Source organism: Cupriavidus malaysiensis (assembly GCF_001854325.1).
GTDB lineage: Bacteria > Pseudomonadota > Gammaproteobacteria > Burkholderiales > Burkholderiaceae > Cupriavidus > Cupriavidus malaysiensis.
Genome location: NZ_CP017754.1, coordinates 1,422,251 through 1,446,745, shown reverse-complemented (window position 1 = coordinate 1,446,745; position 24,495 = coordinate 1,422,251). Strand labels below are relative to the sequence as shown.

Below are 24,495 nucleotides of genomic sequence, written 5' to 3'. Positions count from 1 at the left end.
TCCGCCGGCTAGCGCCTGGCCCGCTCCGCAAGCACGCGCATCGGCGCGGCGGGCAGCGGCCCGTGGCAGCTGCGCGAGCCGTCGGCCTGGCCCAGCACCAGCCAGACCCGCGCGGCATCGCCGGCGGGGTGAAGCAGCCAGGCCGGTGCGCGCCCGCCGCCCAGGCTCTCGAGCACGCCGCTGCTGGCCGACTGCAGCATGGCGGCGCAATCAGCCACTGGCGCCTTGGTCGCGGCGAGGAAATCGCGGTTGGCCAGCACCTCGGGCAAGGCCATGTCGGGCGCCCCCAGGAAGGCATCGACGTCGAACTGGCGCGCGCCGGATCCCGGCGCCGCGCAGGCCGCCAGCCCGGCCGCCAGCAGCGCGGCGACAGCCAGGCGGGGCAGGCTGCAGAAGGCGTTCACTCGCATGCCGGTCCTCACTGTTTCATCACGTCGGCACCCTTGGGCACCGTGAAGCGGAACGTATCGGCCGGCAGTGCCGGGTTCTTCTGCATCGCGGTGAAGCTCAGCAGCGTGGTGTTGCCGAAGGCATCGCGCAACTCCATGGCCGCCAGGTTGCCGCCCTTGAAGCCGATGCCGATACGCTCGAACTGCGTGTCCTTGGACTTGGGCGTCAGTTCCAGCCACTCGATGCCGTCACGCGTGGCGCCGTTCCTGACCACGAAATTCTTCTCGAGATCGTTGCTGCCGAACAGGATGGCGGCCGGACTGGAACCGAGCGCGCCATCGAGCTTGCGCTCGGTGACCTGGTTCAGGTCCTTGTCGTAGATGTAGAGGGTCTGGCCGTCCGCCTGCAGCAATTGCTCATAGGGCTTCTCGTAGCGCCAGGTGAACTTGCCCGGCCGCGAGAAGGCGAAGCTGCCGCTCGAGTTGCCGGTCACCTTGAGCGTATCGCCCTGCCCCTTGACCTGGCGCTGCGTGAACTCCCCGCGCGCAGTCTTGACAGTGGTGACGAAGGCCTGCAACTGGTCGGTGGCGGCGGCATGCGCGGCCGTCAGGCCCGAGGCCAGCAGGGCCAGCAGGACGCCGGTCCGTGCGAGCTGGCGCCGTGCCGGCGCAAAACTCCTGATGTGCATGAGGTTGCTTCCTTGCGTTCTTCGGTTTACCTGAGCGGCGGCGCCGCGCCGGCATGTTGCCTGCGGGCCGCCTGTGTGCTTAGAGCCGGTCTCGCGGGAGGGATTCCGGCAGAGAAGTAAGCCGATGTTACGCGTTACGCGTGCGGCGTTCACTCCTCTTCGCGCGCGCCCCCGCCCTGGGCCAGGATGTCGCGGTTGCCGTTGCCGGACATGGCGGACACCAGACCGGCCTTCTCCATGTCCTCCAGCAGCCGCGCGGCGCGGTTGTAGCCGATGCGCAGGTGGCGCTGCACCAGCGAGATCGAGGCGCGCCGGTTCTTCAGCACCACCTCGACGGCCTGGTCGTACAGGGGGTCGGCCTCGCCGCCACCGCCACCGGCGATGCCCGCGCCGCCGCCCATCCCGTCGCCACCGCCCTCCTCGGCCAGTCCGCCCTCGAGGATGCCCTCGATGTAGTTGGGCTCGCCCGCTTCCTTGAGCTTCTCGACCACGCGATGCACCTCGTCATCGGAGACGAAGGCACCGTGCACGCGCACCGGCAGGCCGGTGCCGGGCGCGAGGTAGAGCATATCGCCCATGCCCAGCAGCGCTTCCGCGCCCTGCTGGTCGAGAATGGTGCGCGAGTCGATCTTGCTGCTGACCTGGAAGGCGATGCGGGTCGGCACGTTGGCCTTGATCAGGCCGGTGATGACGTCGACCGACGGACGCTGCGTCGCCAGCACCAGATGCAGGCCGGCCGCGCGTGCCTTCTGCGCGATGCGCGCGATCAGCTCTTCGACCTTCTTGCCGACCACCATCATCAGGTCGGCCAGCTCATCGATGACGATCACGATGACCGGCAGTTTCTCCAGCGGCTCGGGCGCGTCCGGGGTCAGGCTGAAGGGATTGGGGATCTTTTCCTCGCGCGCGGCCGCCTCGTCGATCTTCTTGTTGTAGCCGGCCAGGTTGCGCACGCCCAGCTTGCTCATCAGCTTGTAGCGGCGCTCCATCTCGCCCACCGCCCAGTTGAGCGCGTTGCCGGCCTGCCGCATATCGGTCACGACCGGGCACAGCAGGTGGGGAATGCCCTCGTAGACGCTCATCTCCAGCATCTTGGGGTCGATCAGGATCAGCCGCACCGCATCCGCCTTGGCCTTGTACAGCAGCGACAGGATCATGGCATTGATGCCGACCGACTTGCCCGAGCCGGTGGTGCCGGCCACCATGCAGTGGGGCATGCGCGCCAGGTCGGCCACCACCGGCTTGCCGGCGATGTCCTTGCCCAGCGCCAGCGTGAGCTGCGAGGCGCTCTCGTTGTAGACCTGCGAACCGAGGATCTCGGACAGCCGCACCGCCTGGCGCTTCGGGTTGGGCAGCTCCAGGCCCATGCAGTTCTTGCCGGGGATGGTCTCGACCACGCGGATCGACACCAGCGACAGCGCGCGCGCCAGGTCCTTGGCCAGGTTGACCACCTGGCTGCCCTTGACGCCGGTGGCCGGTTCGATCTCGTAGCGGGTGATGACCGGGCCCGGGTAGGCCGCCACCACCTTGACCTCGACGCCGAAGTCCTTGAGCTTCTTCTCGATCAGGCGCGAGGTGTATTCCAGCGTCTCGGCGCTGACGGTTTCCTGGTGCGGCGGGATCGGGTCGAGCAGTGCCAGCGGCGGCAGGTCGGAGTCGTGGATGTCGGCGAACAGCGGCTGCTGCTTCTCGCGCTCGACGCGCTCGTGCTTGGGCACCGCCTGCGGACGCACGATCTGCACCGGCGCCGCCTCCTCGATCTTCACGCGCTGCACCTCGACGGTCTCGGTGCGCTCCACCTTGGCGGCCTCGCCGATGATGCGGTCCTGCTTGCTCTCGCGGCGCGCCTTGAAGCCGAGGAACAGGCCCTCGACGAAGCCGCCGATGTGCTCGGCCACCGACAGCCAGGAGAAATGGAAGAACAGCGACAGGCCGATGGCGAACAGCATCAGCAGCAGCAGGGTGGCGCCGGTGAAGCCCAGCGCCACCTGCATCCAGCCGCCCAGCAGGTCGCCCAGCACGCCGCCGGGCGCGCGCGGCAGCGCCGCGCGCAGCGGATACATGCGGATCGCTTCCAGCCCCATGCTGGAGACCAGCGTCAGCGCGAAGCCGACCCAGCTGACCACCACGCCCTGGCGTGCCTCGGGCAGCGGCGGCGGCAGTTCCTCGGAGAGCGCGCGCCAGCCGCGCCAGCAGCGCCGCACCAGCAGCACCGCCCACCAGTAGGCGGAAAAGCCAAAGACGAAGAACAGCACGTCGGCCAGCCAGGCGCCCACGCGCCCGCCCAGGTTGTGGACGTCCGCGACCTGGTTGGCATGCGACCAGCCCGGGTCCGATTTGCTGTAGCTCGCCAGCATGCAGACGAAGGCGAGCGTGACCGCAAGCAGCAGGAACCAGCGCACTTCGCCCAGCAGCTTGCCGATACGGGAGGGCAGCGCGGATGGATCGGTACGGGTGGTGGGAGTGGCTCGAGCCATGCGCGATTGGTGGGGTTGAAAAAAATTCGGGATGCCGGGCATTTTAACCTTGGTGCGCACTATCGCTCCCATTGGAAATTGCAACAGTGGGCAAACGCGCCTCCACTTATAATGTCGCTTTTGACCGCTACCGGTGCGCCAGCGCGCGCGCCGGACACAGGATTGCATCATGGCCAAACACGCAAAAGTGCTCATTCTCGGGTCCGGTCCCGCCGGCTACACAGCCGCCGTCTACGCGGCCCGCGCCAACCTGCAGCCGGTGCTGATCACCGGCCTCGCCCAGGGCGGCCAGCTGATGACCACCACTGACGTGGAGAACTGGCCCGCCGACGCCAAGGGCGTGCAGGGCCCCGAGCTGATGCAGCGCTTCCTGGAGCACGCCGAGCGCTTCAACACCGAGATCATCTTCGACCATATCCATACGGCCAAGCTGACGGAGCGCCCGATCCGCCTCATCGGCGATGCCGGCGAGTACACCTGTGACGCGCTGATCATCGCCACCGGCGCCTCGGCCCAGTACCTCGGCCTGCCCTCGGAAGAAAACTTCATGGGCCGCGGCGTCTCGGCCTGCGCCACCTGCGACGGCTTCTTCTACAAGAACCAGGAAGTCGCGGTGGTCGGCGGCGGCAACACCGCGGTCGAGGAAGCACTCTACCTGTCCCATATTGCCAGCAAGGTGACCGTGATCCATCGCCGCGACAAGTTCCGCGCCGAGCCGATCCTGGTCGACCGCCTGCTCGCGCGCGAGAAGGAAGGCCGTGTCGAGATCCGCTGGAACACGGTGCTCGACGAGGTGGTGGGCGACGACTCCGGCGTGACCGGCGTCAAGCTGCGCAACGTGCAGACCGGGCAGAACGAGGAAGTGAAGCTGGCCGGCGTGTTCGTGGCCATCGGCCACAAGCCCAACACCGAACTGTTCGAAGGCCAGCTCGAGATGCACAACGGCTACATCGTCACCAAGAGCGGCCTGCAGGGCGACGCCACCGCCACCAACATCCCGGGCGTGTTCGCCGCCGGCGACGTGCAGGACCACGTCTACCGCCAGGCCATCACCAGCGCCGGCACCGGCTGCATGGCGGCACTGGATGCCCAGCGCTACGTGGAAGCGTTGAAGTAAAGCACACACGCGTCAGCCGACGCGGACAAAGGGGTGCCGGGGAACCGGCACCCCTTTGTGCTTTCTGGCGGCAGGCGGCTGGAGCAAGAGGCCTGCCGCTGCGTCCGGGCAAGCGCCCGCCCCGCCCGCTCCCGCAGGCGGCCTTCAGACCGGAAACATGGGTAACGGGTGTTCGGAGACATGAGTAACAGGTGATCCCGCGCATCGCCTTTGCCCCGCCTACCCCCTGCCCCGGCCGGACTTTCTTATAAAATGACGCCTGCCCCACGGAGACAGCCATGAAGCACGGCGCCAAACCCGACAACGCCCCATCCCGCCTCGGCCTGGCCGACCTCGGCAAGCTGCGCGAGCGGCTCAAGGACGAGACCGAACGCCGCGAAGCCGAACGCCTGGCGGCCGAACAGGCCGCGCAGCGCGCACGCGAGGAAGCGGACGTGTTCCGCAGTTCGGTGGGCCAGGTCAGCGCGCTGCGCGACCGCAACCGGATCGAGCCCGCCGCGGGCAAGCCCTCGCCGCTGCCGGTGCAGACACTGCGCAACGACCAGGAAACGCTGGCGGCCTCGCTGTCCGACGAATTCGACGTCGAGAGCCTGCTGGACACCGATGAGAGCCTCTCCTTCCGCCGCCCCGGTATCGGCATGGACGTGGTCAAGAAGCTGCGGCGCGGCGAATGGGTGCCGCAGGACAAGCTCGACCTGCACGGCCTGCGCAGCGAAGAGGCGCGCGAGGCGCTGTCCGAGTTCCTGCGCCGCGCGGTACGGCGCGGCGTGCGCTGCGTGCGCGTGATCCACGGCAAGGGCAACGGCTCGCCCGACAAGCTGCCGGTGCTCAAGGGCAAGGTGCGCAGCTGGCTGGTGCAGAAGGAGGAAGTGATCGCCTTCGTGCAGGCCCGCGGCGCCGAGGGTGGCGCCGGCGCGCTGATGGTGCTGCTGCGCCAGCCGCGCGCCTGAGGGCCGCGCACCTGAGCCGCCGCCCGGCGTCCCCGCCCCACTCCGACCGCGAGCGCACTTGGCCCCCATCCTTTCTCCGCACTTCGATGCGCTGTTCGGCCGGCTGCCGCTGATCCTCCACGTGATGGAAGTGATCGGCGTGCTGTCCTTCGCGGTGGCGGGCGTCGTCGATGCGCGCAAGCAGCGCTTCGACGCGGTCGGCACCTTCGTGGTGGCATTCGCCACCGCCTTCGGCGGCGGCACGGTGCGCGACGTGCTGCTCGACCGCCGTCCCTTCTACTGGGTCGAGCACGAAGGCTATGTGATCCTGATCTTCGCGATGTCGATCGGCGCGTCGGTGGTGTTCCGCGTGGTGAGCCGCGTGGCGTCGGAGCGCACCATGCTGGTGGCCGATGCGATCGGGCTGGGCCTGTTCGCCGTGACCGGCACCTCGCTCGCGCTGGTGGCGCAGATGCCGGCCTTCGTGGCGGTCATGATGGGCATCATCTCGTCGGTGTTCGGCGGCGTGGTGCGCGACGTGCTATGTAACGAGATGCCGATGATCCTGCGTGACCGGGTGCCCTATGCCACCTGCGCCTTCGCCGGCTGCTGGGTCTACCTCGGCCTGACCTGGCTGGACGCGCAACAGGAAGCGGCCCTGCTGGCCGGCGCGCTGACCACCACGGCCACGCGCCTGGTCTCGGTCTGGCGCGGCTGGAGGCTGCCGGGCTGAACCCGGCGCCGCCGCCGCGCGGCGGCGTCAGACCGCCGCTTCGTCCTGCTCGCCGGTGCGGATGCGGATCACGCGCTCCACCTCGGTCACGAAGATCTTGCCATCACCGATCTTGCCGGTGTGGGCGGCCTTGACCACGGCATCCAGCACGGTGTCGAGCTGGTTCTCGGCCACCACCACTTCGATCTTGATCTTGGGCAGGAAGTCGACCACGTATTCCGCGCCGCGGTACAGCTCGGTATGGCCCTTCTGGCGGCCGAAGCCCTTCACCTCGGTCACCGTCAATCCGGTCACGCCCACGTCGGCCAGCGCTTCACGCACTTCGTCGAGCTTGAACGGTTTGATGATGGCGGTAATCTGCTTCATGTTGGCCCCTGGTTATGGTCATTAGCGAATGCCAGATTCTAGCCCGAAACCCTGACATCCTTGGCAAGGCGGCGCCGCACAGGCCGCCGACACCGCCGTTCAGCCCGTCGTTCAGCCCGCTTGCGCGCTGTCCGGGCCATCCGGAATGCGTGCCAGATCGCGCATCCACACCGCCGATTCGCCATCGCTGGGTGCGCGCCAGTCGCCGCGCGGCGACAGCGAGCCGCCCGAGCCCACCTTGGGCGCGTTCGGGATGCAGGAGCGCTTGAACTGGCTGGTGCGGAAGAAGCGGTCGACGAAGATGCCCAGCACCCGCTTGATCTCCGCCAGCGTGTATTCGTGGCGCGGCACGTGCGGCCCCTCGGGCCATTCGCCGCGTTCCCGGTCGCCCCAGGCCGCCAGCGCCAGGAAGGCCACCTTGGATGGCGTGAAGCCGAAGCGCAGCGTGTAGTACAGGTGGAAATCCTGCAACTCGTAGGGCCCGATCACGGACTCGGTCTTCTGCTCGGGGCCGCTGCTGGAGTTGCCCGGCACCAGTTCCGGGCTGATCTCGGTGTCCAGGATGTCGAGCAGCACGCCTTCGCCGCCGTCGGCCACCTGCCCGGTCTCGGCCACCCAGCGCACCAGGTGGCTGATCAGCGTCTTGGGCACGCTGGCGTTGACGTTGTAGTGCGACATGTGGTCGCCCACGCCGTAGGTGCACCAGCCCAGCGCCAGCTCGCTCAGGTCACCGGTGCCGATGACGATGGCATGCTGGAAGTTGGCCAGCCGGAACAGGTGGTTGGTGCGCTCGCCCGCCTGCACGTTCTCGAAGGTCACGTCGTAGACGGGCTTGCCTTCGGCGTAGGGATGGCCCAGGTCCTTGAGCATCGCCAGGCAGCTCGGGCGGATGTCGATCTCGCTGGCGCTGCAGCCCACCAGCTCCATCAGCCGGCGCGCCTGGCGCAGCGTGCGCTCGCTGGTGGCGAAGCCCGGCATGGTGTAGGCCAGGATATTGGTGCGCGGCAGGCCGAGCCGGTCCATCGCCTTGGCGCACACCAGCAGGGCATGGGTGGAGTCCAGCCCGCCCGACACGCCGATCACCACCTTGGCGATGCCGCTGGACGACAGCCGCTGCACCAGCGCCTGCACCTGGATGTTGTAGACCTCACGGCAGCGCGCGTCGCGGCGGCGCGCATCGGCCGGCACGTAGGGGAAACGCTCCACCTTGCGCACCAGCGGCAGCGGCTGCCCTTCGGGCACGCCGACGCGCAGGCGCACCACCTCGAAACGCGCCACTTCCTCGCGGTGGCGGCGCACCGACTGGCCGAAGGTGGTCTGGTGCATGCGCTCGCGCGACAGCCGCTCCAGATCCACATCGGCCACCAGCAGGTGGGAACTGTCGGCGAAGCGCTCCGATTCGCCCAGCAGCTCGCCGTTCTCGTAGATCAGGGCCTGGCCGTCCCAGGCCAGGTCGGTCGACGACTCGCCCTTGCCGGCCGAGGTGTACAGGTAGGCGGCCAGGCAGCGCGCCGACTGCTGCGCGACCAGTTGATGGCGGTAGCCCGACTTGCCCACCACGATGTTCGAGGCGGACAGGTTCACCAGCACGGTGGCGCCGGCCAGCGCGGCGAAGGAGGACGGCGGCACCGGCACCCACACGTCTTCGCAGATTTCCACATGGAAACGGAAGAAGGGGATGTTCTCGACCTCGAACAGCAGCCCCGCGCCGAACGGCACGGTCTGCCCGGCCAGCGAGACGGAGCCGGCGGCGGCACAGTCGGCGGCGCTGAACTGGCGCGCCTCGTAGAACTCCCAGTAGTTCGGCAGGTAGCTCTTGGGCACCACGCCATGGATACGCCCGCCGGCCACCACCACGGCGCAATTGAAGAGCTGGTGCTCCACGCGCAGCGGCATGCCCACCACCAGCGCCGGCGCCAATTGCGCCGAGGCCGCCACGATCTCCGCCAGCGCGCTCTCGCAGGCGTCGAGCAGCGCACGCTGGTGGAACAGGTCTTCGCAGGTGTAGGCCGACAGGCCCAGTTCGGGGAAGGCCACCAGCGCGGCGCCCTGCTGCGCGGCCTGCCGGGCCAGCGCGATGGTCTGCTGCGCGTTGAAGGCCGGGTCGGCGACGCGGCACTCCGGCACGCCCACCGCCACGCGCGCGAAGCCATGGGAATAGAGGTTGAAGAAGGAGTCGCTCATGTGATGCCTTTGGATACCGTGGGGCCGCGGCCGTGGCGAGTGCGTGATGCCGGGTCGACCCCGGCATTTTACGACGGCCCCGGCCGCCGCGCTGCGCCGCGGCGGCCTTTCCGGTAGACTCGCCCGGTACCCGGGACGCCGCGGCCGAGCGCCGGCGGCAGGCCAGGCGGGGCGCAACTGGAGCGGATCGAAGCGCAATGCGGGCGGAACCTTGCAAGCCGGAGGCACGGCGCGGCAGCAGCACCCATGACGACCACCCGGCGGGCGGCTGCGCTGGCCAGGCGGAGCGCCGCTACGAGGCCCGCATCGCCGAAGGGCTGGCCGATATCGACGCGGCGGCCTGGGATGCCCTGGTGGACGCGCGCCCGGGCGCCAACCCCTTCCTGCGCCACGCCTTCCTGCACGCGCTGCACGCCAGCGGCAGCGCCGGCGACGACAGCGGCTGGTCGCCGCGCTACCTGACACTGTGGGCCGCCGAACCTGGCGGCGAGCGCCTGGCGGCCGCCATGCCCCTGTATGCGAAGGCACACTCCTACGGCGAGTACGTGTTCGACTGGGCCTGGGCCGACGCCTACCAGCGGCACGGCCTGCGCTATTACCCGAAATGGTTGTCGGCAGTGCCCTTCACCCCGGTGCAAGGCAGCCGCCTGCTGGCGGCCGACGAACACGCCGCGCGCCAGCTGCTGGCGCATGCGCTGGCCTTGGCCGAGCAGAGCGGCATGTCCTCGCTGCATGTGCTGTTCCCCACGCCGCAGGAGGCGGGCTGGATGGCCGAGGCCGGCATGATGCTGCGCCAGGGCGTGCAGTTCCACTGGACCAATCCCGGCTACGCCGACTTCGAGGCCTTTCTCGCCACGCTGTCGCAGAAGAAGCGCAAGAACATCCGCGCCGAGCGGCGGCGCGTCGCCGAGGCCGGCATCGGCTTCCGCCACCTGCGTGGCGCCGAGATCAGCGACGAAGACTGGCGCTTCTTCCACCGCTGCTATCGCCAGACCTACCGCGAGCACCATTCCTCGCCCTACCTGAACCTGGACTTCTTCCGCCGCATCGGCGCGTCCATGCCGGGCAACCTGCTGCTGGTGGTGGCCGAGCGGGCCGGAAGCCCGATCGCCAGCGCCCTGCTGGTCTACGACGACGCCCCGGCCATCAGCACCCTGTACGGGCGCTACTGGGGCGCGCTCGAGCACCATCCCTGCCTGCACTTCGAGGCGTCCTACTACCAGCCGCTGGAGTTCTGCATCGCCCATGGCATCCGCACCTTCGAGGGCGGCGCGCAGGGCGAGCACAAGATGGCGCGCGGCTTCCTGCCGGTGGCGACGCAGTCCGCGCACTGGCTGGCGCACCCGGCCTTCGCCGATGCGGTGGAGCGCTTCCTGGCGCAGGAGCGCCAGGGCATCGGCGCCTACCTCGACGAGCTCAACGAGCGCAATCCCTTCGCCCGCACCTGAGCCGGCCGCCGGCCGCGGCCCGCGCCGCGCGCCGGGGCTAGCGCTGGCGCCACATGCGCCGCAGCGTGTTGTCGCCCAGCATGTAGTGGTGGAACAGCGCCGCCACCGCATGCAGGCCGATCACCGCGTAGAAGGCGCTGCCGATGGTCTCGTGCAGTTCCTCGAACAGGTCCTTGAGGCCGTCGTCCGGCGCCGCCAGCGCCAGCTCCAGCCCGGTGCCGGGCACGGCCAGCGGATGGCCGGCCGCCGCCAGGGTCAGCAGGCCCAGCAGCGGCTGGATGAAGATGAACAGATAGAGCAGCAGGTGCATGGCGCCCGCCAGCAGCTGCATCCAGCGCGATCCCTCTTCCGGCGCGGGCGCGCCGCGCACCAGGCGCCACAGCAGGCGGGGCACGGCCAGCACCAGCACCAGCACCCCGGCCCATTCGTGCGTGCCCATCGCCAACGCGCGCGCGGCGCTGCCGCGCGGGGTGAAGCCCTTCAGCTCGATAGCCGCATAGGCCGCCGCCACCAGCAGGAAGACCGCCCAGTGGAAGAAGATGGCCGGGCCGCTGTAGCGCGATCCGGCAAGCGAGGTCTTGGTCATTGCGCCAGGTTCTCGATTGATGTGGGAGTGCCGTCAGCTTAACGCCTCCGGGGGGCGCCATCCTTGGCCGGCGTCAAGCCGGCCCCAGCAAAAAGCCCCGCCGGAGGCGGGGCTGTTCAGCGCCTGTTCATCACACGCCGGATCGCGTGGAAAAACGGGCTTGGCGGTGCTCGGAAAATCACTTCTTGAAATTGGCCACGCCGTCGGTGATTTCCTTGTGGGCTTCCTCGATGCCGGCCCAGCCTTCCACCTTGACCCACTTGCCGGCCTCGAGCGCCTTGTAGTTCTCGAAGAAGTGCTTGATCTGGTCGAGCAGGTTCTGCGGCACGTCGGACAGGCCCTTCATGAAGGCGGTGGCCGGCGACAGCTTGTCCACCGGCACGGCGACCAGCTTGGCATCGACACCCGACTCGTCGGTCATCTTCAGCATGCCAAGCGCGCGGCAGCGCACCACGGCGCCGGCCAGGATCGGGAAGGGGGTGATCACCAGCACGTCGACCGGGTCGCCGTCGCCCGACAGGGTCTGGGGAATGAAGCCGTAGTTGGCCGGGTAGCGCATGCCGGTGCCGATGAAACGGTCGACGAAGAGCAGGCCCGTTTCCTTGTCGGCTTCGTACTTCACCGGATCGCTCTGGGCGGAGATCTCGATGATGACGTTGAAATCGTTCGGAATGTCCTTGCCCGGCGAGACGAGATTGAAGCTCATGCGTGTTCTCCAGAAATGCCTGTGATTACGGATGGCGGGCATTATAGCGGTTCGCGCTGACCGGAATCTGACAGGAACGCAGGCCGGGCCGCGGCGGCGCAGGTGCCTTGCGCGTCCCGCCGGCTGGGCGATAATGCCGGATCGATCCCCGGCGGCGCCCGTCCCCGGGCCTGGCGCGGGACTCCCCCCGTCCGCCCGCCGAACCGGAGCCAATCCATGCATGCCCAGCACTACGTAGCCAACCGCCTGATCGCACCCGATTCGGGCCTGCGCATCAAGGTCTTCGACCCTTCCACCGGCGAGCCCTTCGCCGAGATCGCCCGCGGCAACGCCACCGACGTCAATGTGGCGGTGCACGCCGCCCGCCAGGCTGCCGACGGCGCCTGGGGCGCCATGTCGCCGGCCGAGCGCTCGCGCCTGCTCAACCGCGTGGCGCTGGCCCTGCTCGCCCACGAGAACGAGCTGGCCGCGCTGGAGGCGCGCGATACCGGCAAGCCGCTGCGCCAGGCGCATGGCGACGCGCGTGCGGTGGCCCGCTACTTCGAGTTCTATGCCGGCGCGGCCGACAAGCTGCACGGACAGACCATCCCCTACCAGGCCGGCACCACGGTGCTGACGCTGCGCGAGCCGCACGGCGTGACCGGCCACATCATTCCCTGGAACTATCCGCTGCAGATCTTCGGCCGCAGCGTGGGCGCGGCGCTGGCCGCCGGCAATGCCTGCGTGGTCAAGCCGGCAGAAGACGCCTGCCTGTCGCTGCTGCGCGTGGCCGAGATCGCCGCCGAGGCCGGCCTGCCGGAGGGCGCGCTGAACATCGTCACCGGCTACGGCCACGAGGCCGGCGCGGCGCTGGCGCGCCATCCCGGCATCCAGCACATTTCCTTCACCGGCTCGCCGGCGACGGGCAAGCTGGTGGCCCAGCTGGCCGCCGAGAACCACGTGCCGGTCACGCTGGAACTGGGCGGCAAGTCGCCGCAGATCGTCTTTGCCGACGCCGATGTCGACGCGCTGGTGCCGGTGGTGGTCAACGGCATCGTGCAGAATGCCGGCCAGACCTGCTCGGCCGGCAGCCGCGTGCTGGTGGAGCGCCCGCTCTACGACGCCCTGCTCGACCGGCTCGCCTCGGTGTTCGAGACGCTGCGCGTGGGCCCGTCCGGGCTCGACCTGGAATGCGGGCCGCTGATCAGCCGCAAGCAGCAGCAGCGCGTCTGGGACTTCGTCTCCGACGCCCAGCACGACGGCATCGCCGTGATGGCGCAGGGACACATCGTGCCCGAGGCGCCGGAGTCCGGCTTCTACCAGGTGCCGATGCTGTTCCGCGACGTGCCGCCGCGCCATCGGCTGGCGCAGGAGGAGGTGTTCGGTCCCCTGCTGGCGGCGATGCCCTTCGACAGCGAGGCCGAGGCGGTGGCGTTGGCCAATGGCACGCCCTACGGCCTGGTGGCGGGCGTCTGGACGCGCGACGGCGGCCGCCAGCTGCGGCTGGCACGCAGCCTGCGCGCCGGCCAGGTCTTCATCAACAACTACGGCGCCGGCGGCGGCGTGGAACTGCCCTTCGGCGGCACCGGCCAGTCCGGCTACGGCCGCGAGAAAGGCTTCGAGGCGCTGTACGGCTTCACCACGCTGAAGACGGTCGCCATCCAGCACGGCTGAGCCAGCGCCGCCGGCCGCGGCGGCCATCCATTCATCGGAGTGCCGTCTCCTTCCACACGACGGCCATGCATTTTCGGAGTCACATGGGTAACATCAATTTCCTCTCGGTCGCTTTCGCCATCTTCTTTTTCTGGATGGCCTGGCACGTCAAGAACAAGCGTGCCACCAACCCCTCCGGCATGCCGCGCCTGCAGGTCTTCAAGCGCAAGTGGGGCGAGACCGTGGGCGACCGCGTGCACTGGTGCCTGTATGTGGCCCTGCCCTTCCTGCTGGCGGTGATGATGGTCGCCAACGCGCTGCGCGGGCGGGGACCGTTCTCGCACTGAGGCGCGTTGCGGCGCGCGCCCGGCACCAGCGCGCGCGCCTTGCAGTTTGTTGCACCCGTGTCTGGCGGGGAACGCGGCAGCCGCGGCTCCCCGCAACGAAAACGTCAGGAGGCCTCCCGCACGGCGCGGAGGTCCCGCACAAGCCAAGGAGACAGGCAATGAGACTGGAAGACAAGGTGGCGGTGGTCACCGGGGGCGGATCGGGCTTCGGCGAGGGCATCGCCCACACCTTTGCGCGCGAAGGCGCCAGGGTGCTGGTGGCCGACCTGCGCGCCGACGCGGCCGAGCGGGTGGCGCACGCCATTGCCGCCGCGGGCGGCCAGGCCCGCGCGGTGCGCGCGGACGTGTCGCACGAAGCCGATGTCGAGGCCATGCGCGAGGCGGCGCTGGCGGCCTTCGGCGACGTCCATATCGTCGTCAACAACGCGGGCACCACCCACCGCAACAAACCCATCCTGCAGGTCAGCGAGGAAGAGTTCGACCGCGTCTACGCCGTCAACGTCAAGAGCATCTTCTGGTCGGCCCGCGCCTTCGTTCCGCATTTCCGTGCCCGCGGCGGCGGCGTCTTCGTCAATATCGCCTCCACCGCCGGCATCCGGCCGCGCCCCGGCCTGGTCTGGTACAACGGCAGCAAGGGCGCCGTGATCACCGCCAGCAAGGCCATGGCCGCCGAGCTGGGCCCGGACAATATCCGCGTCAACTGCGTCAACCCGGTGATCGGCGCCACCGGCCTGCTGGAAGAGTTCATGGGCATGCCCGACACGCCCGAGAACCGCGCCAGGTTTCTCGCCACCATCCCGATGGGCCGCATGTCGACCCCGCAGGACGTGGCCAACGCCTGCCTGTACCTGGCCTCCGACGAGGCGGCCTTCATTACGGGCACGTGCATCGAAGTCGACGGGGGACGCTGCGTCTAGCCTCTCCAAGCCCTTCCCGCACACCGGGCCGAAGCGTCGTACCTAACGTCGTACCTAACGTCACACGAATCGTCGTACCCAACGTCGCACCGAACGTCGTACAACAACAAGGCATCGAGCCGATGCCAGGACGAGGAGACAGCATGACAACGACCGCAGTCAACCCCGGCGCCACCAGCGCCGCCTTCGAGGATGCCACCTACCGCAAGGTGAGCTGGCGCCTGGTGCCTTTCCTGCTGCTGTGCTACGTGGTGGCCTACCTGGACCGCGTCAACGTAGGCTTCGCCAAGCTGCAGATGCTCAATGACCTGAAGTTCAGCGAGACCATCTACGGGCTCGGCGCCGGCATCTTCTTCATCGGCTACTTCCTCTTCGAAGTGCCGAGCAACGTGATCCTGCACCGCGTCGGCGCGCGTATCTGGATCGCGCGCATCATGATCACCTGGGGCGCGATCTCGGCGGCGATGATGTTCGTCACCACGCCGACCATGTTCTACGTGCTGCGCTTCCTGCTGGGCGTGGCCGAGGCCGGCTTCTTCCCTGGCATCATCCTCTACCTGACCTACTGGTTCCCGGCCGGCCGGCGCGGCCGCACCACCACCTATTTCATGACGGCGGTAGCCCTGTCCGGCGTGATCGGCGGGCCGCTGTCGGGCTGGGTGATGCAGGCCTTCGACGGCCACAACGGCTGGTCCGGCTGGCAATGGATGTTCCTGATCGAAGGCATCCCCTCCATCCTGGTCGGCCTGTGGGTGATCGCTTACCTCGACGACCGCATCGCCCACGCCAAGTGGCTCAGCGACGAAGAGAAGGCGCTGCTCCAGCGCAATATCGCCGGCGAGGAGGCGCACAAGGAAGACCTGCCGATCGCCCGCGTGCTGTCCAGCCCGCGCGTCTGGCTGATGAGCGCGATCTACTTCAGCTTCGTCATGGGCCTGTACGGCATCAGCTTCTGGCTGCCCACCATCATCAAGCAGACCGGCGTCAAGGGCGCGCTCGACATCGGCCTGCTGACCGCCATTCCCTACGGCTGCGCGGTGATCGGCATGGTGCTGGTGGCCTACAGCGCCGACCGTCGCGGCGAGCGCCGCTGGCACATCGCCCTGCCCGCGCTGGGCGGCGCGCTCGGCCTGGTGCTGTCGGTGCAGTGGCACGGCAACACCACCCTGGCCATGTGCGCGCTGACGCTGGCCACCATCGGCATCCTCACCACGCTGCCGTTGTTCTGGAGCCTGCCGACGGCCTTCCTCGCCGGCACCGGCGCGGCCGCCGGCATCGCCATGATCAACTCGCTGGGCAACCTGGCCGGCTTCATCAGCCCCTACGCGGTGGGCTGGCTGAAGGACCTGACACAGAGCACCGACTCCGGCATGTACCTGCTGGCGGCCTGCATGGTGGCGGGCGCGGCGCTGACGCTGTCGGTGCCGGCACGGATGGTGAACAAGTAGGGAGGGCGCGCGGGGCGGCGGCATCGGCCACCGCCCCGGCAGGCCGGCTCCGTCTCAGGCGTCGCCCAGCATCTCGCCCACCGAGCCGGCGGTACCGGCCGCGCGCGGCCCGATCAACTGGTGCAGCGTGCCCAGCAGCTCATCCTCGTTGTAGGGCTTGCCGAGGTAGACGTTGACGCCGATCTCGGCCGCGTAGCGGCGATGCTTCTCCGCCGTGCGCGAGGTGATCATCACCAGCGGCATGTGGGCGGTGCGGGCGTCGGCGCGCACGTTGCGCGTCAGGTCGAAGCCATCCATGTGCGGCATCTCGATGTCGACCAGCATGGCATCCGGCATGACGTCCTGCAATTGCTTCAGCGCATCCACGCCGTCGCGCGCCAGCACCACCTGGTAGCCGGCGCGGGTCAGCAACCGGTGGGCGGCCTTGCGCACGGTCAGCGAATCGTCGACCACCATCACCGTGGGCTGCGTGCCGAGGCCCGCCACGGCCACCGCGGCAGCGCTGCCGGCGCCCAGCTCGGCCACCGCCCCGGTCAAGCGGGCGGCCTGCGCGGACGGCGCGGCCTCACCGGCCGGCGGCAGCCCGCGCAGCGCTTCGCCGCGCGCCTGGGCATGGCGCTGGGCCAGCACCACCGGGTTGTAGATCAGCACGATCTCGCCGTCCCCGAGCGTGGTGGCGCCGGCAATGCCGTCGAGGCGGGCCAGGTGGGGGCCGATGTGCTTGACCACCACTTCGCGGTTGCCGACCACCTCGTCGACGTGCACCGCCACACGCTCGGCACCGCTGCGCGTGACCACCACCGGGGAATACTTGCTGCCAGCGGCGATGGCGGGGCTCTCCTCCAGCAGGGCGCCGAAGTAGTGGAACGGCACCGGCTCGCCGCCATAGGCGAAGCTGCCCCGGTTGTAGGCCTCGGCCAGCGCCGGCGCGCGCAACTGCTGGACCTGGTCGATCATGCCGCTGGGAATGGCAAAGAGGCGGCCGCCCAGCATCACCAGCAGCACCTGCGTGATCGCCGTGGTCAACGGCAGGTGCAATGTGAAGCGGGTGCCGCGCCCGGCCTCGGTGGTCAGCGCGATGCGCCCGCCCAGCGCCACGGTCTCGGCGCGCACCACGTCCATGCCGACGCCGCGGCCGGCCAGTTCGGAGATGGTGTCGGTGGTGGTGAAGCCGGGCGTGAAGATCAGTTCGGTCAGGCGTGCCTCGCCGGCCTCATCGTCCGGGGCCAGCAACTGGCGCTGCACGGCGCGCGCACGGATGCGCGGCAGGTCGAGGCCGGCGCCGTCGTCGACGAAATGCAGCACGACCTCGTTGCCTTCCTGCTGCAGTTCCAGCGTGAGCGCGCCGGTGGACGGCTTGCCGGCCGCCCGCCTGGCCTCGGCCGGCTCGATGCCGTGCACCACCGCGTTGCGGATCAGATGCTCGATCGGCCCGGCCATGCGGTCGAGCACCGAGCGATCGATCTCCACGGTGCCGCCCTTGATCAGCAGGCGCACCTCCTTGCCGGTTTCGGCGGCCGCCTGCCGCACCACGCGGTAGAGGCGCTCGGCCAGCGCATCGAACTGCACCATGCGGGCCTGCATCAGGCTGCGCTGCAGGCCGCGTGTCAGGCGTGCCTGCGCTTCCAGGTCGCCGGCGGCGCGATCGAAGCCGCGCTGCAGGTTCTGCTCCACGGTGGCCACGTCGTTGACGGACTCGGCCATCATGCGCGTGAGCTCCTGGAAACGCGTGAAGCGGTCGAACTCGAGCGGATCGAATTCCTGCTTCTGGCGCGAGTCGGCGATGCGCGAGGCCATCTGCGACTCGGCCTGGATCTCGATCTCGCGCAACTGCGTGCGCAGGCGCGCCACGTTGTCGTTCAGCTCGCCGAGATAGGTGCGCAGCGCACCCAGCTCGCTGTCCACGCGGGCGCGCGCCACGCTCACTTCACCGGCGTCGTTGATCAGGTTGTCCAGCGTGCGCGCCTGCACCCGCACCAGCGCGCGCTGGCGCTCGGCAGGCTCCGCTGCCGGCATGGCCGGAGCCAGGCCGGGCATGACGCCGGCAGGACCGGGTGCCGCCGGCGGCAGGGCAGCCAGCGCGCCGGCCGGCGGCGCATCGGTGCCGCGGTCCGGCGGCGCACCGGCCACGCCGGCAGCGCCGTCCACGCCTTCCGTCCCGTCCGCCTGCCCGCCTTGCTCGGCGCCGTCACGGCCGTCCCCGCCCTCGCCCGCGGCGCCGATGTCCGCCTGGGCGTGCACCGCCTCCGGGTCGTCCGCTGGCAGCAGGCGGCCCGCCTGCAGTGCCTCCGCATGCGCCAGGATGCGGTCGTACCAGGCATAGAGCCGGGCGAACAGCGCGGGGCCGACGCGGTTGCCACGCAGGCTCGCGTCCAGCAGCGTCTCCATTTCGTGCACCGACTGGCCCAGGGCCATGGCCCCGGCCATGCGGGCGCTGCCCTTGAGGGTGTGCAGCGCGCGCAGCACCAGACCGCCATGGCGCATGTCCTCGACCGGTGCCGCCTCCCAGGTGCGCAGCAGCCGGCCGAGCTCCGGCAGGCTGGCCTGCGCCTCTTCCAGGAAGATCTCGACCAGCTCGCGATCGAGCGCGGGCTCCGGCTCGCCTGCGGCAGCCTCCTCCACCAGCCCCACCGGCCCCACCTGCTCCATCACCGGCGCGGGCCGGGCCTCCACGCCCGGAGCCCGCAGCGCGGGCATGGGAATCACCACCGCCTGGTGGAGCGCCGCCGCGGCGGGCTCGCCGCCTGCGGCGCCCGCCTCGTGCGGCACAACAGGCACGCGCGCGGCGCCGAACAGCATCGACACCGGCATATCCGAAGCATCCGCCAGATCCGATCCATTCGAACCATCCGGCATCGCTCCCAGGCCCAGCACGGATCCCGGCGCCGGCCCGACATGCAGGCGCGGCCGCATCAACATGCGCTCGCGGCACTCCGCCAGGCTGCGGCACAGCGCCGTCTCCGACTGCGGCCAGACGCCCGCGGCGAACTGGTGCAGCATGCCGCGCAGGCGCTCCACGGCCTGCTCCAGCAGGCGGAAGTCACCGGGATGCAGCGCCACCGGATGCGCGGCCAGCTGCAGCAGCAAGCCCTCCAGCGCCTCGGCCACCTCGCGCACCGGCTCCAGCGCCACCGTGGCGGCGCTGCCCTGCAGCGTATGGGCCACGCGCAGCGCCAGCTCGCTCGGGCAGGGGCGGCCTTCATGGCGCCACTCGGACAGGTCGGTGGCGAACTGGCGGATCAGGCCGTCCGCCTCCTGCAGGTAGACGTTGTACAGCGGCAGCCCGATGCGGATCGGGCCGATGACCTTGTAGTGGTCGTCCTCGCCGGAGAGCGCTCCCGCCAGCCGGAAGGGGATGACGTTGGCGTCCTGCGCCGCGTCCGCGCCGGTCTGTGCGGCCTCATCCGGCGCGTCCCGCCCGTCGTCGTCCGCGCGCGGGAATTCCACTTCGCCCGCGCCTGCTGCCGCGTCGGGACCGGCATCGTGCAACGGGATCGGCGCCTCGTCCGCCGGCATGGCCGGCCGCGCATCGGCTGCATCGGCTGCATCGGCTGCATCGGCTGCATCGGCTGCATCGGCTGCATCGGCTGCATCGGCTGCCGCCGGGCGCCCGTCGCGTACGGCCTGGGCCGCCGCCAGCAGCGCGTCGACGTCGCGCTGGCAGGCGGCGTCCTGGCGCAGGCCGGCCAGCCAGGGTTCCAGTTCCGCGTGCGCCTGGCGCAGCAGTTCGAGCAGTTCCGGCCTGGCCTCGCGGGCTTCGGCGATCCACAGGTTGAGCACCTGCTCCACCGCCCATGCCGCCTCCCCGTAGCGGGCCAGGCCGACCATGCGGCTGGAGCCCTTGAGGGTATGGAAGCCGCGCCGCACGCGGCTCAGCGTATCGGCATCCGCCAGCGCCGCCAGCCCGCCATCGAGCGCCCTGGCGATGCTGGCGAGCACATCCTCGGCCTCGTGCAGGAAGATGTCGAGCAGTTCGGCGTCGAGCGCCGCATGGTCGGCCGGCGCGGCGGCGTCAACGAGCGCAGGCGCGGGCGCCGCCGGCGCGGCCGGCGGCAGCGGTTCGGCCAGCACCGCCACCAGCCGCTGGGCGGCATCGGCGCTGCCGGCCAGCCAGGCATTGAGCTGCGTGGTCGCCTCCGCCACCGAACGCCGCAGCGCCGCGTCGTCATCGATCGCGGCCTGCTCGCCGGCCGCCTGCAGCGCCGCGCGCAGGGCATGCACCTCCGGCGCCTCGGCTTCGGCGTGCACGCGCAGCATCGCGGCGGCGGCAGCACGGGCACCCGCCAGCGCGTCCGGCGATGCCGGCGATGCCGGCCGCAACGCTCCCGGCTCCGCCAGGTCCGCGTCCCCGGGCACCTCCAACTCCCCGGCCAGCGGCGCCTTGCCGAACTCCACCGCGTCGACGAAGGCATGCAGCGGGCCGAGTTCACCGGCGACCTCCGCCAGCGCGCCGGCGCGCGCCTGCGCATCGGCGCCGGCGAATCCGGCCAGGCGCGCCTCCACCCGCTCGACGATGGCGGCCGCGCCGCCCGCCTCCGCGGCCAGCGCCGGCGTCAGTGCGCCACCGCTCGCCAGCGTGCGCAGCGTATCGCGCAGGCTGCGGAAGGCCCGGCTCGCATCCTGCAGGTGCGTACCGGCGGCGATTCCACCGCCATCGCGGTCATAGGCATCGAGCCAGGACTCGCCGCTGTCGAGCTGCGCGCGCAACTGCGCCACCGCGGCCCGCCGCACCTCCTGCGCCTGCGCCTGGGCAACCATCTCGACCAGCCAGGACGGCGCCGCCGCACCGGCCGCCAGGCAACTCGCCAGCTCCTCGCAACGTTGTGCGAACTGCAGGCGCGCGGCATGGCCGGACTTGCCATGCACACGCCAGGGCGTGGCCAGCGCGCGCGCGAGGAACAGCGCGAGCGCCTCCGCTGCGGTGCCGGCAGCAGTGCCGGCAGCAGTGCCGGCAGCAACGCCTTCGCCGCCTGCCGCCGCGTCCAGGCAACGCAACAAGGCCGGCTGGGACAACGGCTGGGCGGCCTCGGCCAGCGCCGCCAGGGCGGTGTGCCAGGCCGCGGCGTCGCCGCGCGCGGCGCGCTCCAGGCCGGCCGCAGCCTGCTGCAGGTTGCCGGTGTCGATGCCGTCGAGCCAGCCGTAGTAGCGCTGGCGGAAATCCGCCTCGACGGCCAGGTGCGCGGCGTCCAGGCGGAAGGCCTGCAGGCACTGGCGGATCGCCGCGCGCAAGGCCAGCGCTGGCGCGGAACGCTCGGCGTCCGGCGCCAGGCCGGTGGCGACCAGCAGGAAGATGGCGTCATTGAGCAGCGCCTGCGGCACCCGTACCTGGCCCTGCACGTATTGGCGCAGCAGCAGGTGCGCGCGCGCGGCGAAGCGCTTGGCCAGCAGGTCGGACGGCAGCAGGCCATGCGCGAGCGCCTCGAACACCAGCGACAGCACATGCCACACGCCGCGGTCCGGATGGTCGGCGCTGCGGCGCGCCTCCTGCTCGCCGGCGCGCACGTCCTGCATGGCGCGCACCAGCGGCAGGTACACCTGCTGCAACTGCTCGGCATCGGTACATGGCGTGGGCAGGCGCAGCGCGCCGAGCAGCGCGGCCTCGAAGCGCTGGCGCGCGCGCGCCACCGCCGCCGGCAGGCGCGTGGGCAGCAGGATGCCGGGCAGCATCTGCACGTCGTCCACCCACAGGTCGGCCGGATGCACGCGCTCTTCCGAGAGCAGGGCCAGCACGTCGGCGTAGTTGCGGAACAGGCGCAGCGGGTCATCGGGCTCCCCCGCCAGCAGGTCGTCGACGTACTCCGCCAGTGCCTGCACACCCTGGCGGAATACCTGGTGCGTGTCGGCGCTGGCTGCCGCCGTGCCGGCATCGACGGCCTCGAGCAGGCGGCGCAGCGCCTGGCAGTAGGCATCGATGCCGCGCAGGCCGACGATATGCACGGCGCCGGCGGCCTGGTGCAGTTGCTGGCCGGCGAGGCGCAGCGACGTGGTGTCGCGCGCGCCCAGCGCCTCCGGCGCCTGCTGCACTTCGTCGACATAGCGGCCGAACTCGGCCGCGGCGTCCTCGAGCGCCGTGCGCAGGCTGGGCGCCAGCCAGGCCAGCATCGAGAGGTCGCGCCGCCCGCCTTCCGCGGCGGGTGCGGCGTGCGCCTCGTGCCGCGCGGCGGCCGCGATGGCGTCAGGTTCGGCCGCTGCGCGCGAGACTGGGGAGTTCAGTGACATGACTGCTTCCAAAATGGCCGTGGCGGGCCGCCGTACGCCGCGCCACGCGCCGGATGGCTTAGCCGATCTTGAATCGCGATACGGAGTTGCGCAGCTCTTCGGTCAGCAGTGTGAGCTGGCGCACCGAGGCCGAGGTCTGGCGCGTGCCGGTGGAGGTTTCCTCCGTGACGTGCAGGATGTCGTCGATATTGCGCGCCACCGCGCTGGCCAGGCCGGCTTCGTGCGAGGTGGTCTGCGAAATCTGCTCGATCAGCTCGGCCAGCTGGCGCGACACGCGGCCGATCTCCTGCAGCGCGGCGCCCGCGTTGTCGGACAGCTTGGCGCCTTCGACCACGCCCTGGGTGCTGCGCTCCATCGCGTGCACGGCGTCCTGGGTGTCGGTCTGGATGGTGCGGATCAGCGCACCGATCTGCTTGGTCGCCTCGCCGGAGCGCTCGGCCAGCCGCTGCACTTCCTCGGCCACCACCGAGAAGCCGCGCCCGGCCTCGCCGGCCGAGGCGGCCTGGATGGCGGCGTTCAGCGCCAGCACGTTGGTCTGTTCGGTAATGTCGGAAATCAGCTCGACGATTTCACCGATCTCCTGCGAGGACTCGCCCAGGCGCTTGATGCGCTTGGACGTTTCCTGGATCTGCTCGCGGATATCGTTCATGCCGGCAATGGCATCCTGCACCGCGCGCTGGCCCTGTTCGGCCGCTGTCAGCGAGGTGCGCGCCACGTTGGCGGACTCGGCCGCGCCGCGCGACACCTGGTTGATGCGGTCGGCCATCTCCACCACCGACTCGCCGGTCTGGCGGATCTGGCGCGACTGCTCCTCCGCCGCCGCGGCCAGGTGGGTGGAGGTGTCCTGCATGCGATCCGACGCCTGGCTCACCTCGCCCGCGGTCTGCTGCACGCGGCGCACCAGTTCGCGCAGTTCTTCCACGGTGTAGTTCACCGAGTCGGCGATGGCGCCGGTGATGTCCTCGGTCACCGTGGCCTGGCGCGTCAGGTCGCCGTCGGCGATGTCCTGCAGCTCGTTCATCAACTGCAGAATGGCCTTCTGGGTGGCATCGTTGTTGCGCTTTTCGTCCAGGCGGCGCGCCTCGGCCTCGCGCTCGCGCGCCTCGGCCTCGCTGGCACGCACGCGCGAGTCGCGCAGGTAGAGCGAGACCAGGCCCGCCAGGCACAGCAGCGCCAGCAGCGCCGAGCCGATGGTGGCGGCCAGCGTCACCGGGCGGAAGCGTGCCGCCTGCGCATAGGCGCCCTGCAGCGCCGCCAGGTCGCCACGCAGCGCTTCGTTGTCGTTGAAGATCTGCTGCTGCGCGCGCTTGGCGGCGATCAGGCCGGGCAGGTTGCCCAGGATGGTCTGCGTGGTCTTCTGCACCGCGTCGAAACGCTGCGAAAGCTGCTCCAGGTAGCTGCGCGTCTCGGCGTCGCCGGCCGCCGACAACCGCAGCGCCTCGCTGCCGTTGAGCAGGCCGTCGAGCGTCTCGCGGAAGGTGTTGGTGTCCTTGCCGAGCAGGAAAGCGGTCTCGGGGTTGACGCCTTCGCCGGCGATGAACTCGTTCAGGTTCTTGCCCAGGCGCTGCGTCAGCATCACCAGCTGGGCCGAGGCCGCCACTTCGCGCGCGTTCGCCCCCGACTGCAGCTTGATCGCGGCAACCTGCTCGGCCGATTCCAGCAGTTCCGGGTTGGAGGCGTTGAAGATCTGCAGGGTCTGGCCGATGGTGGTGAGCGTGGGCTGCTGGGCCAGCACGTCGCCCGCGCTCTTCTCGCTGCGCTTCCAGGAGCCCATGGCCGTCTCCAGCAGCGGCTCGGCCGCGCCGGTGGTGGCCCGCACCTTGCGCGCAGCGCTGCCTTCCTGCAGCGCCAGCAAGTCGGCGGCGAGCTGCTCCCTGGACTGCTTGAGCTGGATGAAGGCCTGCGGATTGCCGAGCAGCGCGTTCGGCACCGCCTTGGCCAGGCGCTGCGAGTGCATCAGCGTGTCGCCGGCGATCTCGATCTGCGCCGCGCCGTTGTCGGCCTGCCGGTTGTCGAAGTAGACCGAGCCCAGCAGCGCCGCCAGCGAAGCCACCAGGCCGATCGTCAAGACCCGCTGCCGGCTGGAGAAGGACATGCCGCGCAGCCAGGCCCCGAGCCGGTCCACGGGAGTGGCGCCAAGACCGCCTGGCGCCGCCGGCAGCGGCGCCACCGGCACGCCATCGGCCGCCAGCCCCGCGGCCTGCGCCACCTGCGTGCGGCGACCCAGGCTGAATCTCTTGAAACCCATAGCTCCCCTCAATCCGTTCATTCGATGATTCTTCTGTGCTGCATGCTGTGCAGCGCCGGC

17 protein-coding genes are annotated in these 24,495 nt (G+C 70.3%); 8 read left to right on the top strand and 9 right to left on the bottom strand.

Going from position 1 to position 24,495, the window contains the following annotated elements; translation table 11 throughout:
* Positions 1-8: 8 nt before the first annotated feature.
* The 3 genes from BKK80_RS06220 to BKK80_RS06210 form a co-directional block, all read right to left on the bottom strand.
* Positions 9-410 carry a hypothetical protein gene (locus BKK80_RS06220; RefSeq protein WP_071068747.1) on the bottom strand — a complete coding sequence of 134 codons (402 nt, stop codon included), beginning with the start codon at positions 408-410 and terminating at the stop codon, positions 9-11.
* A gap of 8 nt (positions 411-418) precedes the next feature.
* On the bottom strand, positions 419-1,078 hold the full coding sequence (gene lolA / locus BKK80_RS06215; RefSeq protein WP_083383988.1) for an outer membrane lipoprotein chaperone LolA: 660 nt from the start codon (positions 1,076-1,078) through the stop codon (positions 419-421).
* 149 nt (positions 1,079-1,227) lie between these two features.
* Positions 1,228-3,555, bottom strand: coding sequence for a DNA translocase FtsK (locus BKK80_RS06210; RefSeq protein WP_071011603.1), 2,328 nt, complete (start codon positions 3,553-3,555; stop codon positions 1,228-1,230).
* Positions 3,556-3,724: 169 nt separating this feature from the next.
* On the opposite strand from BKK80_RS06210, the gene trxB reads away from it, so the two are divergent.
* The 3 genes from trxB to BKK80_RS06195 all read left to right on the top strand — a co-directional run bounded on the left by trxB (position 3,725) and on the right by BKK80_RS06195 (position 6,334).
* Positions 3,725-4,672, top strand: coding sequence for a thioredoxin-disulfide reductase (trxB, locus tag BKK80_RS06205; RefSeq protein ID WP_071068746.1), 948 nt, complete (start codon positions 3,725-3,727; stop codon positions 4,670-4,672).
* Between the two features lie 278 nt (positions 4,673-4,950).
* Positions 4,951-5,622 carry a Smr/MutS family protein gene (locus tag BKK80_RS06200; protein WP_071011600.1) on the top strand — a complete coding sequence of 224 codons (672 nt, stop codon included), beginning with the start codon at positions 4,951-4,953 and terminating at the stop codon, positions 5,620-5,622.
* A gap of 124 nt (positions 5,623-5,746) precedes the next feature.
* On the top strand, positions 5,747-6,334 hold the full coding sequence (locus tag BKK80_RS06195; protein ID WP_071016173.1) for a trimeric intracellular cation channel family protein: 588 nt from the start codon (positions 5,747-5,749) through the stop codon (positions 6,332-6,334).
* Between the two features lie 27 nt (positions 6,335-6,361).
* On the opposite strand, the gene glnK is transcribed toward BKK80_RS06195, so the two are convergent.
* Together glnK and BKK80_RS06185 are read right to left on the bottom strand one after the other, a co-directional pair.
* A complete protein-coding gene (gene glnK, locus BKK80_RS06190; protein ID WP_071011598.1) occupies positions 6,362-6,700 on the bottom strand; it encodes a P-II family nitrogen regulator in 339 nt (112 codons plus the stop codon).
* Positions 6,701-6,811: 111 nt separating this feature from the next.
* Complete coding sequence (locus BKK80_RS06185; RefSeq protein ID WP_071068745.1) at positions 6,812-8,884, bottom strand: NAD(+) synthase; 2,073 nt, start codon at positions 8,882-8,884, stop codon at positions 6,812-6,814.
* A gap of 197 nt (positions 8,885-9,081) precedes the next feature.
* Between BKK80_RS06185 and BKK80_RS06180 the strand changes: the two genes are divergently transcribed.
* Complete coding sequence (locus tag BKK80_RS06180) at positions 9,082-10,332, top strand: GNAT family N-acetyltransferase (protein ID WP_071068744.1); 1,251 nt, start codon at positions 9,082-9,084, stop codon at positions 10,330-10,332.
* A gap of 37 nt (positions 10,333-10,369) precedes the next feature.
* Here BKK80_RS06180 and BKK80_RS06175 read toward each other — a convergent pair whose 3' ends face one another.
* Both BKK80_RS06175 and ppa read right to left on the bottom strand, forming a co-directional pair.
* Positions 10,370-10,918, bottom strand: a complete 549-nt coding sequence (locus BKK80_RS06175; protein WP_071011593.1) for a cytochrome b — start codon at positions 10,916-10,918, stop codon at positions 10,370-10,372.
* Between the two features lie 178 nt (positions 10,919-11,096).
* The gene (gene ppa, locus BKK80_RS06170) at positions 11,097-11,624 is read right to left on the bottom strand and encodes an inorganic diphosphatase (protein WP_071011591.1); all 528 of its coding nucleotides are present in this window, start codon (positions 11,622-11,624) and stop codon (positions 11,097-11,099) included.
* A gap of 216 nt (positions 11,625-11,840) precedes the next feature.
* Between ppa and BKK80_RS06165 the strand changes: the two genes are divergently transcribed.
* From BKK80_RS06165 to BKK80_RS06150, 4 genes are all read left to right on the top strand, one after another.
* A complete protein-coding gene (locus tag BKK80_RS06165) occupies positions 11,841-13,277 on the top strand; it encodes an aldehyde dehydrogenase family protein (RefSeq protein ID WP_071068743.1) in 1,437 nt (478 codons plus the stop codon).
* Positions 13,278-13,360: 83 nt separating this feature from the next.
* Positions 13,361-13,603, top strand: coding sequence for a hypothetical protein (locus BKK80_RS06160; protein ID WP_071011588.1), 243 nt, complete (start codon positions 13,361-13,363; stop codon positions 13,601-13,603).
* 158 nt (positions 13,604-13,761) lie between these two features.
* Positions 13,762-14,520, top strand: a complete 759-nt coding sequence (locus tag BKK80_RS06155) for an SDR family oxidoreductase (RefSeq protein WP_071011586.1) — start codon at positions 13,762-13,764, stop codon at positions 14,518-14,520.
* A 143-nt stretch (positions 14,521-14,663) separates the two neighbouring features.
* The gene (locus BKK80_RS06150) at positions 14,664-15,968 is read left to right on the top strand and encodes an MFS transporter (RefSeq protein ID WP_071037319.1); all 1,305 of its coding nucleotides are present in this window, start codon (positions 14,664-14,666) and stop codon (positions 15,966-15,968) included.
* Positions 15,969-16,022: 54 nt separating this feature from the next.
* On the opposite strand, the gene BKK80_RS06145 is transcribed toward BKK80_RS06150, so the two are convergent.
* Both BKK80_RS06145 and BKK80_RS06140 read right to left on the bottom strand, forming a co-directional pair.
* Positions 16,023-22,187, bottom strand: coding sequence for a hybrid sensor histidine kinase/response regulator (locus BKK80_RS06145; protein ID WP_071068742.1), 6,165 nt, complete (start codon positions 22,185-22,187; stop codon positions 16,023-16,025).
* A gap of 58 nt (positions 22,188-22,245) precedes the next feature.
* Complete coding sequence (locus BKK80_RS06140) at positions 22,246-24,435, bottom strand: methyl-accepting chemotaxis protein (protein WP_071011581.1); 2,190 nt, start codon at positions 24,433-24,435, stop codon at positions 22,246-22,248.
* Between the last annotated feature and the right edge of the window lie 60 nt (positions 24,436-24,495).